The following is a 13514-nucleotide window of genomic DNA, read 5'->3' on the forward strand; positions in this document are numbered from 1 at the left end:
GTCATGATGAAAAGACCTTATTAGGATCGGCACATGGCGCACGACATCCAGGTGGTCATCGACTCACAGGACCCGCACAATCTGGCCGACTGGTGGGCCGACGCCCTGGGCTGGCAGGTCGAGCGGCAGGACGAGGCGTTCATCCGCCGGCAGATCGTGCAGGGCCACGCCACCGAGGCCGACACCGGGTTCCACAAGGGCGCGCTGGTGTGGAAGGAAGGCACCGCGATCCGCCACCCGGGCGGGCTGGAGCGCGCCCCGCGCGTGCTGTTCCAGCTCGTGCCGGAGCGCAAGACGGTCAAGAACCGGATCCACCTCGACGTCCGCGCCGGGGCCGGCAGCATCGACGCCGAGGTGGAGCGGCTGGTCGGCAAGGGTGCGAAGGTGCTCCACGAAGGGCGGCAGGGCCCCACCCGGTGGGTGACGATCATCGACCCGGAGGGCAACGAGCTCTGCATCGCCTGATGCGTGAGTTCTCCGGCGAGGGGTAACAGAAGGATCTCTGTCCGGATTCTGGAGGGCCTACGTGGATGTGCCGGCGCTCATATGGTGGCTGACGGTCCTCGGGATCGCCGGCCTCCTGCTGTTCGACTACGTCTTCCACGTACGCAAGGCGCACATCCCCACGCTCAGGGAGGCCGCGGTCTGGTCGGCCGCCTACGTGGGCATCGCCATCGTGTTCGGGCTCGGCGTGTGGGTCTTCGGCGGCGGCGACATGGGGGCCGAGTACTTCGCCGGTTACGTCACGGAGAAGGCGCTCTCGGTCGACAACCTGTTCGTGTTCCTGATCATCATCGCGAGTTTCCGGGTGCCCAGGGCCGACCAGCAGAAGGTGCTGCTGTTCGGCATCACGTTCGCGCTGGTTGCGCGGACCGGGTTCATCTTCCTGGGCGCGACGCTGATCAACACGTTCGCCTGGGTGTTCTACATCTTCGGCCTGATCCTGCTCTTCACCGCCGGACACCTGGTCAGGCCGGAGAGCGAGGAGAGCCACAGGGGCGACAACTTCGTGGTCCGCCTGGCCCGGCGCTTCCTGCCGACCTCCGAGCACTACGACGGCGACAAGCTGACCACCGTCGAGAACGGCAGGCGCGTCCTCACGCCGATGCTCCTCGTCATGGTGTCCATCGCCGGCACCGACCTGCTGTTCGCGCTCGACTCCATCCCGGCCATCTTCGGCCTCACCCAGAACGTCTACCTGGTCTTCACCGCCACCGCGTTCTCCCTGCTGGGCCTGCGTCAGCTCTACTTCCTCATCGACGGCCTGCTCGACCGGCTCATCTACCTCTCGTACGGGCTCGCCGCGATCCTCGGGTTCATCGGCGTCAAGCTCTTCCTGCACGCCCTGCACGAGAACAACGTGCCGTTCATCAACGACGGCGAGCCCGTGCCGGTGGTCGAGATCCCCACCGGCCTGTCCCTGATCGTGATCGTCACCCTCCTGGTGATCACCGTCGTCGCCTCGCTGGCCAGCACCAAGGGCCGGGCGCAGAACATGTCCTCGGCCACCCGCCGCTACGCCACGAGGCTCCTGGACGAGGAGTGCTCCCCGGAGGAGTGCGCGTACTTCTACCGCAGGCTCCAGGACGAGGAGGAGGAGCTGCGCAGGCTGCCGGAGAAGTACCGGGCGAAGATCCGCGAGGACGAGCAACTGATGGACATGCTGCGCCGGGTCCACGAGAAGTACGGCCCCGAGGAGGCCCACCGGCCGAGGTGACCGGTCAGCGTGTCCGGGCCATGAGCAGGCGCCAGATCGACAGCTGGGCCAGGGCCAGCGTGAGCGAGAACGGCATGAGCGTCCACACGCCGACGCCTTCGGCGACCGCCCCGGCCAGCCACGGGAACACCGCGCCGCCGACGACCGACACGCCGTTCATGACGCCGATGGCGGTGGGCACCAGCCTGGCCTCCGTGAGGTTCGGCACCACCGCCATCGCGGTCGGGAACACCGGCCCGAGGAAGAACCCGAGCAGCGCCAGCCCCGCGCCCGCCACCAGACCGGCCGGGGCCGCCCAGATCAGCGCCACCGACGCCGCGATCCCGGCCAGACACGCGTACGCCATGGCCGCCGTGGTCCAGCCGAGCCGGGCGGCGACCGGGCTGATCAGGAACCGCCCGGCGGTCAGCCCCAGCCAGTAGCCGCTCACCATCGGCCCGGCCACCTCGGCGGCCTGGGCGTGCTCGTCCACCAGGAACGTGAACCCCCAGTTGCCCACGGCCGTCTCCAGCCCCACGTACACGGCGAGGAAGGCGCAGGCCAGCACCACCGCGGGCGAGCGCAGCGCCGTGCCGAGCAGCCCGCTGCGCGCCCCCTCCCCCTGCGAGGCCCGCGCGGCCGCCTCCTTCGGGTACGTGAGCCCGAACGCCACCATCAGCGGCGCGAACAGCGCGGCCAGCACCAGCCACACGGCGTTCCACGGCGCGAACGTCAGCATCCACGTCGCCAGCAGCGGCCCCACCAGCGCGCCGACGCCGAAGAACGCGTGCAGCCGGTTGAGCAGCGTGGTCGCCGACGGCAGCCCCGCCAGGTACGCGTTGAGCACCGCCTCCAGCAGCCCCGTCCCGTAACCGGCCACCACCTGCACCGCCACGAACACCAGGAACGACGGCCGCACCCCCAGCACCAGCGCCGACAGCACGAACGAGCCCGCGCCCGCCAGCAGCGCCAGCCGCGTCCCGTACCGCTGCACGAGCGCCCCGGACGTCGACCCGGCCAGCAGGTAACCGGCGGAGAAGGTGAAGAACGTGATGCCGATCGTCGCCATGTCGACGCCGTAGTCGGCGATCTGCGTGGGCAGCAGCACCCCCGCGACCCCGGCGCTCACCCCGACCAGGACGAAGGCGACGTACGAGAGGAGGACGGGACCGCGCACGACCGACACGTCCGCCGATGCTACTGGAAGAGATCATCCACCGGCAGGGGTCAGAGCACCTGGAGCAGCGACTGTTCCCTGGCCGCGGACGGCTCGGTCAGCCGCTCGGTGACGCGGCCCCGCCGGTCGAGCACGGCCCAGGTGTTGGCGGCCTGCCCGCGCACCCGCACCACCAGCCGGCCGTCCGCCAGGTAGAAGGCGCCGATCGCCCTCTTCACCGGGATCGGCACCCGGCGTCCGGTGACGGTGTCGACCACCGTCGGCGTGAACCACACCGGCCAGCCGCCGTCACCGCCCGGGTCGTCGGGGCCGAGCGTCCGCACCACCACGTAGCGGCCGCCCGGCGACAGGCTCTGCACGTGGTTGGCCAGCTTCACGCCCTTGACCCTGACCGACTTCCCCGTCTTCACGTCAAGGCGGTAGACGCCGTCGGTGGTGCCCGCGTATCCGGCGAGGTAGCGGCCGTCGGGCGACCACGTCAGGTGGCACACGCCCCGCGTCTTCCCCAGCACCTTGGAGGTCCGCCCGTCTGTCACCCGCACCTTCGAGCCCGTCACGTACGCGACCCGCCGGGAGTCGGGCGACCAGGCGGGGGTCAGGCACGGCGTGCCGTCCTGCACCCGGCGTGCCACGGTCGTCACCTTGCCGCCGTCGCGCACCCGCAACGCGCCGCCCGCGACGTAGGCGACCTTCCGCCCGTCGGGCGAGGCCGCGAACTGCACGCTGTTCTTCAGCTCCGCCAGCGTCTTCAGGCCGGAGCCCGGGCGGTGGTGGGCGATCCGGTAGCCGTCGTCGTAGCGGGCGTAGACGGCGGCCCCGCTCACCGGCCCCGTCCGCTCCGCCGCCTGCGCCGGGGGTACGGCGGTGACCACGAGCGCCACGGCGCCCAGCACGCTCACGAACTTCACGACAGCCTCCCGTTGTCCGTCCACGTGTGTAGGACGCCCCGGATCCGCCCGGGTTCGCGCGTGATCCTCCCACGGGCTATCCGGCGGGCGTGAGCCGGATGATCCGCACCTCACCCGCGGGGAGTTCGCCGGTGAACGGGTCGCCCGTTGCCAGGTCGGTGCCGGTGGCGTCGACCGTCGTGTCCGCGCCCGTGTGGTTGATGGCGAACAGGTAGGCCGGGCCGTCCGGGTGGGCCCGCCGCACCAGCTCGACGCCGGGAGCCGCCGGGGCGGTGACGCCCGCCTCGTCGCAGACCGTGCGGAGCACGGCCGCCAGGTCGTCGCCCGCGAGCAGGGTGGTCAGGTAGTGGGCCGTCCCGTCGCCCCAGGCGTTGCGGGTCCAGGCGGGCTCGCCGGTGGCGTACGTGTCGAGCACCTTGGCGGTGGTGGGGTGCGCGGTCTCGGTCCACACGGTCCCGGTGCCGCCGCCCGACAGCGTGACGCTCTCCCCCGGCTCCAGCGGGAAGAACTCCTCCACCGTCACCCCGAACAGGTCACGCCAGGCGCCCGGATAGCCGCCGAGCCTGACCCGGTCGTGCTCGTCGACGATGCCGCTGTACGGGCCGGCCAGGGCGGTCCCGCCGGCGGCCACGAAGCGTTCGAGACCGGCGGCGCCGTGGTCGCTGACCAGGTAGAGCGAGGGCGCCAGGACCAGGCGGTAGCCGGACAGGTCGGCTTCCGGGTGGACGACGTCGCAGGTGACGCCCTGCTTCCAGAGCTCGGCGTACCAGCTCTTGATCACCTCGACCGGCTTCAGCTCGGTGGTGGGCTGGGCCGGGTGGTCCTGCGCCCAGACGCTCGCGTGGTCGAGCAGGATCGCGACGTCGGCCTCGACCGTACTGCCTGCCACCTCGGCGGCGGCGCCGAGGAGCGTGCCGAGGGCGGTCACCTCGCGCCAGATCTTCGTGCCGGTGCCGGCGTGCGGGAGCATCGCCGAGTGCCACTTCTCGGCCCCCGCCCTGGACGCCCGCCACTGGAAGAACATGATCGCGTCCGCGCCCCTGGCCAGATGCTGCACCGAGTTGCGGCGCAGCTCGCCGGGGCGCTTGGCGCGGTTGACCGGCTGCCAGTTGACCGCGCTGGTGGAGTGCTCCATCAGCAGCCACGGCCGGCCGCCGCCGAGCGAGCGGGCGTAGTCGGCGGCGAACGCCAGGTCGATGTGCGGGTCGGGGCCGATCAGGTAGTGGTCGGTGGAGACGATGTCCACCTCCTTGGCGAAGGACCAGTAGTCCATGTCCCAGTGCGCGCCCGCCATCATGTTCGTGGTGGCCGGCACGTCCGGGGACAGCCCGGCGAGCAGGTCGCGCTCGGCGCGGTAGAGGTCGAGCAGCGCGTCCGAGCTGAACCTGCGGAAGTCGAGCTGCTGCCCCGGGTTGGTGAACGACGGGGTGGCGCGCGGCGGCAGGATCTGCTCCCAGGCGCTGTAGCGCTGCGACCAGAAGGCGGTGCCCCAGGCGTCGTTGAGCGCGTCCAGCGTCCCGTGCCTGCCGCGCAGCCAGGCGCGGAAGGCGTCGGCGGAGGCGTCGCAGTAGCAGCGGGCGTTGTGGCAGCCGTACTCGTTGTGCACGTGCCACAACCTGAGCGCCGGGTGCCCGCGGTAGCGCTCGCCGAGCCGCTCCACCACACGCAGGGCCTTGTCGCGGTAGATCGGCGAGCTGGGGCAGAAGCCCTGGCGGCTGCCGTGGTGGAGCCGTCGGCCGTCGGCGTCCACCGGGAGCGCCTCGGGGTAGGCGTGGCCGAACCAGGGCGGCGGCGAGGCGGTCGGCGTGGCGAGAAGGGCGCCGATGCCGTTGTCCGCGAGCAGGCCCAGGACCCGGTCCAGCCAGCCGAACTCGAACCTGCCCTCGACCGGCTCCAGCAGCGCCCAGGAGAAGATGCCGACGCTGACCTGGTTGACGCCGGCCTCGCGCATCAGGGCGACGTCCTGGGCCCAGATCTCCTCGGGCCACTGCTCCGGATTCCAGTCGCCGCCATAGCCGATCAAGGCTCCTCCTCCTGTCGGTGCTTCAGAGGAGGATTAAAACGTTCTTCCTTCTACCGCACAAGCCCAGGGGGGAGCCCTCGCTTACGCTCACAGTTGATGCTTGATTCGATTCAAGCCCCGGCGCCCACCGGGAACGAGTGGTGCTCGTGCGCCACCACCCACCGCCCACCCTCCCTGCGCAGCCCGAACGTGAGCCGGAGCAGGACCTTCGGGTCGTCGTCCGGCATCCCGCAGCGCAGCAGCGCGTACGCGTACGCGACGTCCTCGCCCGCCGTCACCTCCAGCGAGACGATGTCGTACGTGGCCCCCGCCGCCTGCCAGGTGAAGAACTCCGGCCAGGTGCGCCGGTAGGCCTCGATGCCGCGCACCCCTTCGTAGGGCGGCGGCACGTCGAACATGACGATGTCGTCGGCGTGGTCGGCGACCACCCCGTCCAGGTCGCCGGCGTGCGCGGCGCGCGCCCACCGCTCCACGAGTTCCCTGATCCGCTGGTCATCGGTACGCATGAGCTCCGGCCTTTCCTTGGATGGTCTCCCTCACCCGTACAACCCAGCCGGATCGGGAAACTCATCGCAGCTCGGCCGGCAACCCGAACGTGGTCAGGTCGGCCTCCAGGAACGACACCACCTCGGCCACCCGCCCGTCCCGCACGGCCAGCACGTCCAGCCCGCCGGGGACGTACGCGGTCCCGTCCCAGCGGTACGTGCCGAACGCGAGCTGACCGTTGGCCCGCGCCGGCACGAACCGCCAGCGCTCCCGCCGCGCCGCCTCCATGAGGAAGCGGCGGACGGCGTCGTGGCCCGCGTACCACTCGATCCGCGGCGGCATCGAGTATCTGATGTCCTCGGTCAGCATCGCCACGATCGTCTCGACGTCGCCCGCCTCCCACGCCGCCGCGTACCGCCTGGCCAGCTCCCACTGCCCGCCGGCGCCCAGCTCGCGCCGCTGCGTCGTACCGGGCAGCAGGCCGGCCACGGTCTTGCGGGCGCGTTGCAGCGCGCTGTTGGCGGCCGGGACCGTCGTGTCCAGCAGGCCCGCCGTCTCGGCGGCGGTGTAGCCGAGCACGTCGCGCAGCAGCAGGGCGGCCCGCTGCACCGGGGGCAGGTGCTGCAGCGCGGCCACGAACGCCAGCTCCACGCTCTCCAGCTCCACGGCCCGCGCCTCCGGGCCCATCAGCCGGTCCGGGTACGGCTCCAGCCACGCCACCTCGGTCACCCCGGGCCGCAGGTCCGCGGGCAGCTCCCGGCGGCCTCTCCGCTCGGCCAGGGTCAACGCCCGGTTCGTCGCGATCCGGTAGAGCCACGGGCGGAGCGAGCCGTCCCGGTCCTCGAACCGGCCGATGCTCCGCCATGCCCGGTCGAGCGTCTCCTGCACGGCGTCCTCCGCGTCGTGCACCGAGCCGAGCATCCGGTAGCAGTGGGCGCGCAGCTCGTCCTGAAACGGGCCGACGAGGCTGCCGAACGCCCTCTCGTCGCCGCCGCGCGCCGCCTCCAGCAGCTCGCCGTACTCCATGCGACCGGCCTGCCCTTCCGTCCGTACGGTGACACGTCCACGGCCGCTGGTCAGAACAGCGTCGGCGGCTCGGCCGGGACAGGCTCGGGCAGCGGCTCCACCTGCGGCAGCCGGGCGCGCACGGCGTCGTGGAAGCGGCGGGCGAGCTCCAGGGCCTCGGCGTTGTCGGGGGTGTGCACGAACACCGTCGGCGAGCGGCCCTCACGCAGCCACTCCGTCACCACGCCGAGCCAGTGGCCCCACCCCTCCACCGTACGGTCGACGTCGTCGCGGCCCAGGTAGCGCACGATCGGCCGGTCCGTGAGCGCGGCCGACCGGCGCGGCACCCGCGGCTTCTTCACCCAGGCGTCGCGCTCGGCGTCGGTGGCCGGCGGGGTCTCGAAGAGCGTCACCGTGTCGAACGGCACCCACTCGGCGCCGGCCCGGCCCAGCACGCCTTCCAGCGACCGGACGGCCCGCGCGTCCTCGAAGAACGCCTTGTGCCGCACCTCGACCGCGTAGCGGTAGGACTGCGGCAGCCGGTGCAGGAACGCCGCCAGCGTCCCGAGGTCACCGGGACCGAAGGATCCGGGCAGCTGGATCCACAGGGCGTGCGTCCTTGAGCCCAGCGGCTCGATCGCGTCCAGGAACTCGCGCAACGGCTCGTCGGCCCCCGAGAGCCGCCGCTCGTGCGTGATCGTCTTGGGCAGCTTCACCACGAACCGGAAGCCGGGCGCCGTCTGGGCCGCCCACGTCTCCACCGTGCTCCTGGCCGGTGTCGCGTAGAACGTCGTGTTGCCCTCGACGGCGTTGCACCAGGTGGCGTAGGCCCGCAGCCGTTCGGCCGGCGGGAGCGGATGCGGCAGGAACCGGCCCTGCCACGGCCCGTGCGTCCACATCGCACAACCCACATGAAGCCGCATTCGCCCCACGTTACCGGGCTAGGGGACGACGACGATCCGGCCCCGGGCCGTGCCCCCGGTCAGGTAGCGGAGGGCGGCGGGGGCCTCCTCCAGGGGGAACGCGCGGTCGACGACCGGGGTGAGCCCGCCCGTCTCCAGCAGCTCCGTGAGCACGGCCATCGACTCCTTCCTGGGCGGCGGGGACCCGGTCGGTTTCGGCAGCTGCCGGTGGAACATGGACTGGGCCATCAGCTTGATCATGCGCGGCAGGCTGCCGAGCACCTGATGGCCCCCGGCGCCGTAGTGGTCGTGACCGATGAGAACGTACGTGCCTTCCGGCTTGAGCACGCGGCGGCATTCCGCGAACGGGCGGTTGCCCGGGATGTCGAAGACGAGGTCGTAGCGCTCACCGCGCCGGGTGAAGTCCTCCTTGGTGTAGTCGATCACGTGGTCGGCGCCGAGCGAGGTCGCCAGGTCGAGCTTGGAGGTGTGCTCGACGCCCGTCACCGTCGCGCCGCGGGCCTTGGCGATCTGCACCGCGAGCCCGCCCACGCCGCCGGCGGCGCCGTTGACCAGCACCTCACCCAGCGGGCCCGGCGGGAAGTTCATCAGGGTGATGAGCCCGGCGGTGGGCACGGTCGCGGCCTGCTCGAAGCTCACGTCGCCGGGCTTGGGCGCCAGGTTGTCCTCCCGTACGGCGACGTACTCGGCGAAGGTGCCGCCGTTCTTCCACTGCATGCCGTGCAGGGTCTCGCCGAACACCTCGTCGCCCGGCCGGAACCGCGTCACGCCCGCGCCCACCGCCTCGACCACTCCGGCCATGTCCGTGCCGGGAACGCGGACCTTCGGCCGGCGCAGCCCGGACCCCATGACGCGGAGGACGTACGGCCGGCCGGTCACGACATGCCACACGTCGGGGTGCACGGAGGCGGCGCGCACCCGGACGAGCACCTCGTCGTCCTTCACCGCCGGCATGTCGATGTCACGTAATTTCAGGACATCGAATGAGCCATACGCTTCCTGCACGATCGCTCTCATGCCCCCATTCTGCGTCGGCGGCGAACCCGGCGCTGGATCATGTCCGAACTGACGACATTCCCAAGTATTCGGACATGTAGGGCCGTGGGCCCGGAGGAGCGGCGGGCCTGGCGGTGATAGTCGGCGATATGCACGTCGCAAGCGAGACACCCGTATCCCCCGCCGCCCGATTGCTCAGGTCGCTGCCGCACCGGTGGCCGACGCTGGCCGGGCTCGCCTTCGCCGCATTCTCCGGGCTGAACATGGGAGACGCGCGGGACGAGGGGATGGTGGTGTTCCTCGCCGCGCTCGTCTACCTGGCCACCGCCGTCATCGGGAAGCCGGGCGTGGTGTGGACGTTGTTCTGCATGTCCGTGGTGGGGGTGACGGCGCTGCGGCTGTTCGACCTGGACGTGTGGCCGGCGCTGGTCGCGAGCGCCGTCACCCTGGCCGCGCTCGGCCTGGTCAACGGCATGCTGGGCGAGCCAGGGCTCAGGGCCGGCCAGCTCCCCGCGATGCTGGTGTTCGGCGGCGCCGCCCTGGCCGGGCTCGCCCTGCCGCCCGTCCTGGGCGGCTGCCTCGTCGCCGCGGCCCTGATCGGGCACGTCGTGCTGGACGTGATCGTCTGGCGGGCGGACAAGGTCGTGACCCGTTCGCTCGCCGAGTTCTGCGCCGTCCTCGACCTCACCCTCGGCGTGACCATCCTGCTCGTCGTCCTGACCTGACCGGACACTCAGGGGGAGGCCCGCGCCGGTGAGGTGGGGCGCAGGGCGGCCTCGACGATGCGGAGCGCCTCGTGCGGGTCGATGCCGACGCTGGCGACCACGGCCGCGTAGTCGGCGGCGGCGCGGCGGGCGCGTTCGCGGCCCTCCTCGCCGGCGGCCGACACGAACGACCCGGCCCGGCCCCGGGTCTCGATCAGCCCCGCCTCCTCCAGCTCCCGGTACGCCCTGCCCACCGTGTTGACGGCCAGCCCGAGGTTGGCCGCGAGCTGGCGGATCGTCGGCAGCCGGGAGCCGACGGGCAGCGTGCCGTCGTGGATCTGGCCGGCGAGCTGGGCGCGCAGTTGCTCGTACGGAGGGACGGGTGAGGCCGCGTCGATGACGATCATGAAAGGCTCATCACGCGCCGCGCCGTCGTCACGCTCGACGGCGTCCGCGTGGTGATCACGATGAGCGCGATCATCCCGATGATGACGAGGGCGATCGACGCGACCTTCCACCAGAGGGGCGCGGCGCCGAAGATCAGCACCACCGGCAGCGACCACGGCACGGTCGGCATGCCGGCCTCGCGCGCGTCCTCGATCCGCATGATGACGTCGGCGGTCAGCGAGGCCTCGTCCTCGGCGACGATCGGACGCGCCAGCAGGTCGCGCAGTTGCAGGACGATCCCGGCGCCGGCCCCGGCGACGCCGACCAGCACGACCAGGGCCGCGTACCGCGCGTCGGCGTCCTGGACGGTCAGCGCGCTCACCACGAGCGCCGTCGCGCCGGCGAAGGTGGCGACGATGAACACGGCGCGCGGCCGGCCGAGCAGGGCCTGCCAGCCGGGCTGGGCCAGGTGAGCCGTCCGGCGCGGCAGGGCCTCGCCGGCCCGCCGGTCGACCCTGCGCACCCACCGGTCGAGCAGCGCCTGCGCCAGCAGCATCCCGACCACCAGCACGATCAGGATCAGCACCGGCACCATGGCGTGCAGCCCGGATTCGCCGGAGACGTAGGCGAGAGCGGCCCCGATGAACAGGCCGGCCGGCAGGATCGCGTTGGCGAGCCGCGCCCGCCGGCGCACCGCGAGCCGCACGGCCAGCAGCGGCGTCGGCCGGACGTCGGGCAGGCCGTGGCCGGTCAGCCAGATCTCCGCCATCTTCAGGTCCTCCGGCCGCACCGCCGGACCGTGACCGGATAACGCGTCGCTCGACATGACCCCTCCAGTTTGTCGCAAGCATTGTCTTAATATGATGCGTCAAAGCTTGCGACAAATCAAGCGCGTGGTAGAACCCTCGGTGTGGAGGATCGACTACGGACACCCGGTGAGCTGCCCCGGCGCGAGGCGGCCGAGGCGGCGCGGGTGCGCTCCGCGCGGTGGATGGCGGTGTTCTCCCCCGCGATGATCCCGCCGCTGCTGCAGACGGCGGACTACGCGCGACTGGCCATCGGCCCGGACCCGGGCGACACGGACGACACGGGCGACACGGGCGACACGGGCGACACGGGCGACACGGGCGACACGGGCGACACGGGCGACACGGGCGACACGGGCGACACGGGCGACGCGGCCGAGGCGGTGGCCGCCCGGGTCGACGCGCAGGCGGTGCTCCTGGAAGAGGGCCGGCGGTTCGCGTTCGTGCTCACGGAGGGCGCGGCGCGCACCCGGCCGGGGTCACCGTCCCTGATGCCGGCGCAGCTCGACCGGCTGGCCCAGGTCTCGGCGCTGCCGCACGTCCGGCTCGGCGTCGTCCCCTGGAAGGCGGAGGCGGCGGCCTTCCCGCTCCACGGGTTCACCATCTACGACGGCACGGTCAGCGTGGTCGAGACCCTGACCGGTGATCTCACCCTGACCGGAGCGTCCGAGATCGCCGCCCACGAGGAGGCCTTCGAGGCGTTCGCCGCCGCCGCGGTGTACGGCGACGAGCTGCGCGACCTGCTGGCCGACATCGCGACGGACTACCGCACGCTGATCGACCGACTCAAGGCCCGTTGAACCACCGCGCGCCCGGACCCGTCTCAGAGGCATGAGAGGTGCCCTGCTCGTGGCCGCGCTGGTGACCATCGTTTCCTGCGGGACGGCCCCGGCCGCGACCGTCACGCGATACCAGGCCGAAGGCACCGTGCTGTCCGACGACGAGCACGGACCCCAGCTCTGCGACCTGGTCATGGAGTCCCTTCCGCCCCAGTGCGGCGGGATCGACCTGGCCGGGTGGGACTGGGAGGCGGTCGAGCACTCGGCCCAAGGGGGCGTGCGGTGGGGCGAGTACCACGTGGTCGGCACCTGGGACGGCGCGAAACTGACGCTCACCGAGCCGCCGCGCCCCGCCGGGCAGCGCGACGCTCCGGGCGGCGGGCCGGACTTCACCTCGCCGTGCCCGCGACCCGAGGGCGGCTGGCGCCCGGCCGACCCGGCGAAGGCCACTCAGGAGGCGATGGAGGCCGCGCTCGCCAGAGCCCAGGAGCTTCCCGGCTACGCGGGCAGCTGGCTGGACCAGAGCTACCTGGAGGAGATGGAAGGCGACCCTGGGTCGGTCGAGCGCCACGGCAACGACCCGAAGCGGCTCGTCCTGAACGTCCGCTTCACCGGCGACCCCGCCGCTCACGAGGCCGCGATCCGCGAGCTCTGGGGCGGCGCGCTGTGCCTGAGCCCGGCCGAGCACACCGAGGCCGAGCTCCAGGCGGTGCGGGAGCGGGTGGAGAAGGAGGTGGAGGGCCTGCGATCGGCCTCTGTCGACATCCTCGCGGGACGGGTCGAGGTAGGCGTCTGGGTGGTCACTCCGGAGCTGGAGCGAGAGGTCGCCGAGCGGTACGGGGAAGGGCTGGTCCACCTGTCGGGCATGCTCCGACCGGTGTGATCGGCCCCGGAAGGTCCCGGGGCCGATCAGCGGGTGGTCAGTCCTTGGCCACCGGTCTGAGGATCTTCCAGAGGAACCAGGCGACCGCCTTGCCCTTGCCGACGCCCGGGGTGTCCGACTCGAAGGGCTTGCTCGCGGGGCCGTGCCCGGTGCCCTGCCAGGGCATGAGCTCCGACTCGCTGCGCGCGGTGCGGGTGTGGGCACCCAGCTCTTCCGGACTGTAGCGGCGTGCTCCCATCTGCTCGTCGATGGAGCGTTTCTGCTCCTCGGAGAGCCCTCTTCGGGGCTGGGACTGGTTACTGGACGGATTTCGCTGTGCCTTGGGCGGGTTCGCGCGTTGTTGCGCCCGGCGGGTGGTGGGCCGGTGGTTGGGTCTGGCCCTGGTCAATTTCGGACGCTGGGCGACGGCGCGTTTGACCTTCGCCGCGGTCCTGGCGCGTGCCCTGGACGCGGCCGCCCGTGCGCGTGACGCCGCGGCGCGGGCGCGGGCCCGTGCGGCCGCCGCGCGGGCTCTCGCCGCGGCCGCTCTGCGCTTGACCGCCTCGGCGGCGGCCTTGCGCATCTTGGCGATGGCCTTCTTCCTGGCCTCGGCGGCGGCCTTCTTCTTGGCCTGGGCGATGGCCTTCTTCCTGGCCGCCTCGATCGCCTTGCGCCGGGCCTCGGCGGCGGCGCGGCGGCGGGCGGCGGCGAGCGCGGCGCGCCGGGCGGCGGCAGCGGCTGCCCTGCGGGCCGCGGCGATCG

At 72.3% G+C, this 13514-nt stretch carries 15 protein-coding genes; 5 read left to right on the forward strand and 10 right to left on the reverse strand.

The window, feature by feature from the left end; translation table 11 throughout:
• Nucleotides 1–33 precede the first annotated feature (33 nt).
• Both KME79_RS42070 and KME79_RS42075 read left to right on the forward strand, forming a co-directional pair.
• Entirely contained in the window at nucleotides 34–465 is a 432-nt protein-coding gene (locus tag KME79_RS42070; protein ID WP_219551770.1) for a VOC family protein, read from the forward strand.
• Nucleotides 466–526: 61 nt separating this feature from the next.
• On the forward strand, nucleotides 527–1717 hold the full coding sequence (locus tag KME79_RS42075; protein ID WP_219551772.1) for a TerC family protein: 1191 nt from the start codon (nucleotides 527–529) through the stop codon (nucleotides 1715–1717).
• A gap of 4 nt (nucleotides 1718–1721) precedes the next feature.
• Here KME79_RS42075 and KME79_RS42080 read toward each other — a convergent pair whose 3' ends face one another.
• The 7 genes from KME79_RS42080 to KME79_RS42110 form a co-directional block, all read right to left on the reverse strand.
• The gene (locus KME79_RS42080) at nucleotides 1722–2882 is read right to left on the reverse strand and encodes an MFS transporter (RefSeq protein WP_219551774.1); all 1161 of its coding nucleotides are present in this window, start codon (nucleotides 2880–2882) and stop codon (nucleotides 1722–1724) included.
• A 41-nt stretch (nucleotides 2883–2923) separates the two neighbouring features.
• On the reverse strand, nucleotides 2924–3781 hold the full coding sequence (locus KME79_RS42085) for a TolB family protein (protein WP_219551776.1): 858 nt from the start codon (nucleotides 3779–3781) through the stop codon (nucleotides 2924–2926).
• A 76-nt stretch (nucleotides 3782–3857) separates the two neighbouring features.
• Nucleotides 3858–5804 carry a beta-galactosidase gene (locus KME79_RS42090; RefSeq protein ID WP_219551778.1) on the reverse strand — a complete coding sequence of 649 codons (1947 nt, stop codon included), beginning with the start codon at nucleotides 5802–5804 and terminating at the stop codon, nucleotides 3858–3860.
• 110 nt (nucleotides 5805–5914) lie between these two features.
• Nucleotides 5915–6310 (reverse strand): nuclear transport factor 2 family protein, encoded by a 396-nt coding sequence (locus KME79_RS42095; RefSeq protein WP_219551780.1) that lies wholly within the window; start codon nucleotides 6308–6310, stop codon nucleotides 5915–5917.
• Between the two features lie 61 nt (nucleotides 6311–6371).
• Nucleotides 6372–7316, reverse strand: a complete 945-nt coding sequence (locus KME79_RS42100) for an RNA polymerase subunit sigma-70 (RefSeq protein WP_219551782.1) — start codon at nucleotides 7314–7316, stop codon at nucleotides 6372–6374.
• A gap of 50 nt (nucleotides 7317–7366) precedes the next feature.
• Entirely contained in the window at nucleotides 7367–8218 is an 852-nt protein-coding gene (locus tag KME79_RS42105; RefSeq protein WP_378525025.1) for a DUF72 domain-containing protein, read from the reverse strand.
• A gap of 18 nt (nucleotides 8219–8236) precedes the next feature.
• Nucleotides 8237–9235: an NAD(P)-dependent alcohol dehydrogenase gene (locus tag KME79_RS42110; protein WP_219551786.1), complete on the reverse strand. Its 999-nt coding sequence runs from the start codon at nucleotides 9233–9235 to the stop codon at nucleotides 8237–8239.
• A 128-nt stretch (nucleotides 9236–9363) separates the two neighbouring features.
• On the opposite strand from KME79_RS42110, the gene KME79_RS42115 reads away from it, so the two are divergent.
• Complete coding sequence (locus tag KME79_RS42115) at nucleotides 9364–9939, forward strand: hypothetical protein (RefSeq protein ID WP_219551788.1); 576 nt, start codon at nucleotides 9364–9366, stop codon at nucleotides 9937–9939.
• A gap of 8 nt (nucleotides 9940–9947) precedes the next feature.
• On the opposite strand, the gene KME79_RS42120 is transcribed toward KME79_RS42115, so the two are convergent.
• Nucleotides 9948–10325, reverse strand: a complete 378-nt coding sequence (locus KME79_RS42120; protein WP_148035843.1) for a GntR family transcriptional regulator — start codon at nucleotides 10323–10325, stop codon at nucleotides 9948–9950.
• Nucleotides 10322–11131 (reverse strand): hypothetical protein, encoded by an 810-nt coding sequence (locus tag KME79_RS42125; RefSeq protein ID WP_219551790.1) that lies wholly within the window; start codon nucleotides 11129–11131, stop codon nucleotides 10322–10324. The genes KME79_RS42120 and KME79_RS42125 overlap by 4 nt, the downstream gene beginning before the upstream one ends.
• A gap of 84 nt (nucleotides 11132–11215) precedes the next feature.
• On the opposite strand from KME79_RS42125, the gene KME79_RS42130 reads away from it, so the two are divergent.
• Both KME79_RS42130 and KME79_RS42135 read left to right on the forward strand, forming a co-directional pair.
• Complete coding sequence (locus tag KME79_RS42130; protein ID WP_219551792.1) at nucleotides 11216–11911, forward strand: Scr1 family TA system antitoxin-like transcriptional regulator; 696 nt, start codon at nucleotides 11216–11218, stop codon at nucleotides 11909–11911.
• Between the two features lie 31 nt (nucleotides 11912–11942).
• Nucleotides 11943–12773 carry a hypothetical protein gene (locus KME79_RS42135; protein ID WP_219551793.1) on the forward strand — a complete coding sequence of 277 codons (831 nt, stop codon included), beginning with the start codon at nucleotides 11943–11945 and terminating at the stop codon, nucleotides 12771–12773.
• Between the two features lie 37 nt (nucleotides 12774–12810).
• Here the strand turns inward: KME79_RS42135 and KME79_RS42140 are convergent.
• On the reverse strand, nucleotides 12811–13514 hold a 704-nt coding region (locus KME79_RS42140), incomplete at its 5' end, for a hypothetical protein (RefSeq protein ID WP_219551795.1).

It is taken from the genome of Nonomuraea harbinensis (assembly GCF_019396385.1).
GTDB lineage: Bacteria > Actinomycetota > Actinomycetes > Streptosporangiales > Streptosporangiaceae > Nonomuraea > Nonomuraea ferruginea.

Bases quoted from the DNA above. Each gene is read 5' to 3' on its own strand.
- KME79_RS42070 (WP_219551770.1), top strand. From the start codon at position 34: ATGGCGCACGACATCCAGGTGGTCATCGACTCACAGGACCCGCACAAT.
- KME79_RS42095 (WP_219551780.1), bottom strand. From the start codon at position 6,310: ATGCGTACCGATGACCAGCGGATCAGGGAACTCGTGGAGCGGTGGGCG.
- KME79_RS42100 (WP_219551782.1), bottom strand. From the start codon at position 7,316: ATGGAGTACGGCGAGCTGCTGGAGGCGGCGCGCGGCGGCGACGAGAGG.
- KME79_RS42105 (WP_378525025.1), bottom strand. From the start codon at position 8,218: ATGCGGCTTCATGTGGGTTGTGCGATGTGGACGCACGGGCCGTGGCAG.
- KME79_RS42110 (WP_219551786.1), bottom strand. From the start codon at position 9,235: ATGAGAGCGATCGTGCAGGAAGCGTATGGCTCATTCGATGTCCTGAAA.
- KME79_RS42115 (WP_219551788.1), top strand. From the start codon at position 9,364: ATGCACGTCGCAAGCGAGACACCCGTATCCCCCGCCGCCCGATTGCTC.
- KME79_RS42120 (WP_148035843.1), bottom strand. From the start codon at position 10,325: ATGATCGTCATCGACGCGGCCTCACCCGTCCCTCCGTACGAGCAACTG.
- KME79_RS42125 (WP_219551790.1), bottom strand. From the start codon at position 11,131: ATGTCGAGCGACGCGTTATCCGGTCACGGTCCGGCGGTGCGGCCGGAG.
- KME79_RS42135 (WP_219551793.1), top strand. From the start codon at position 11,943: ATGAGAGGTGCCCTGCTCGTGGCCGCGCTGGTGACCATCGTTTCCTGC.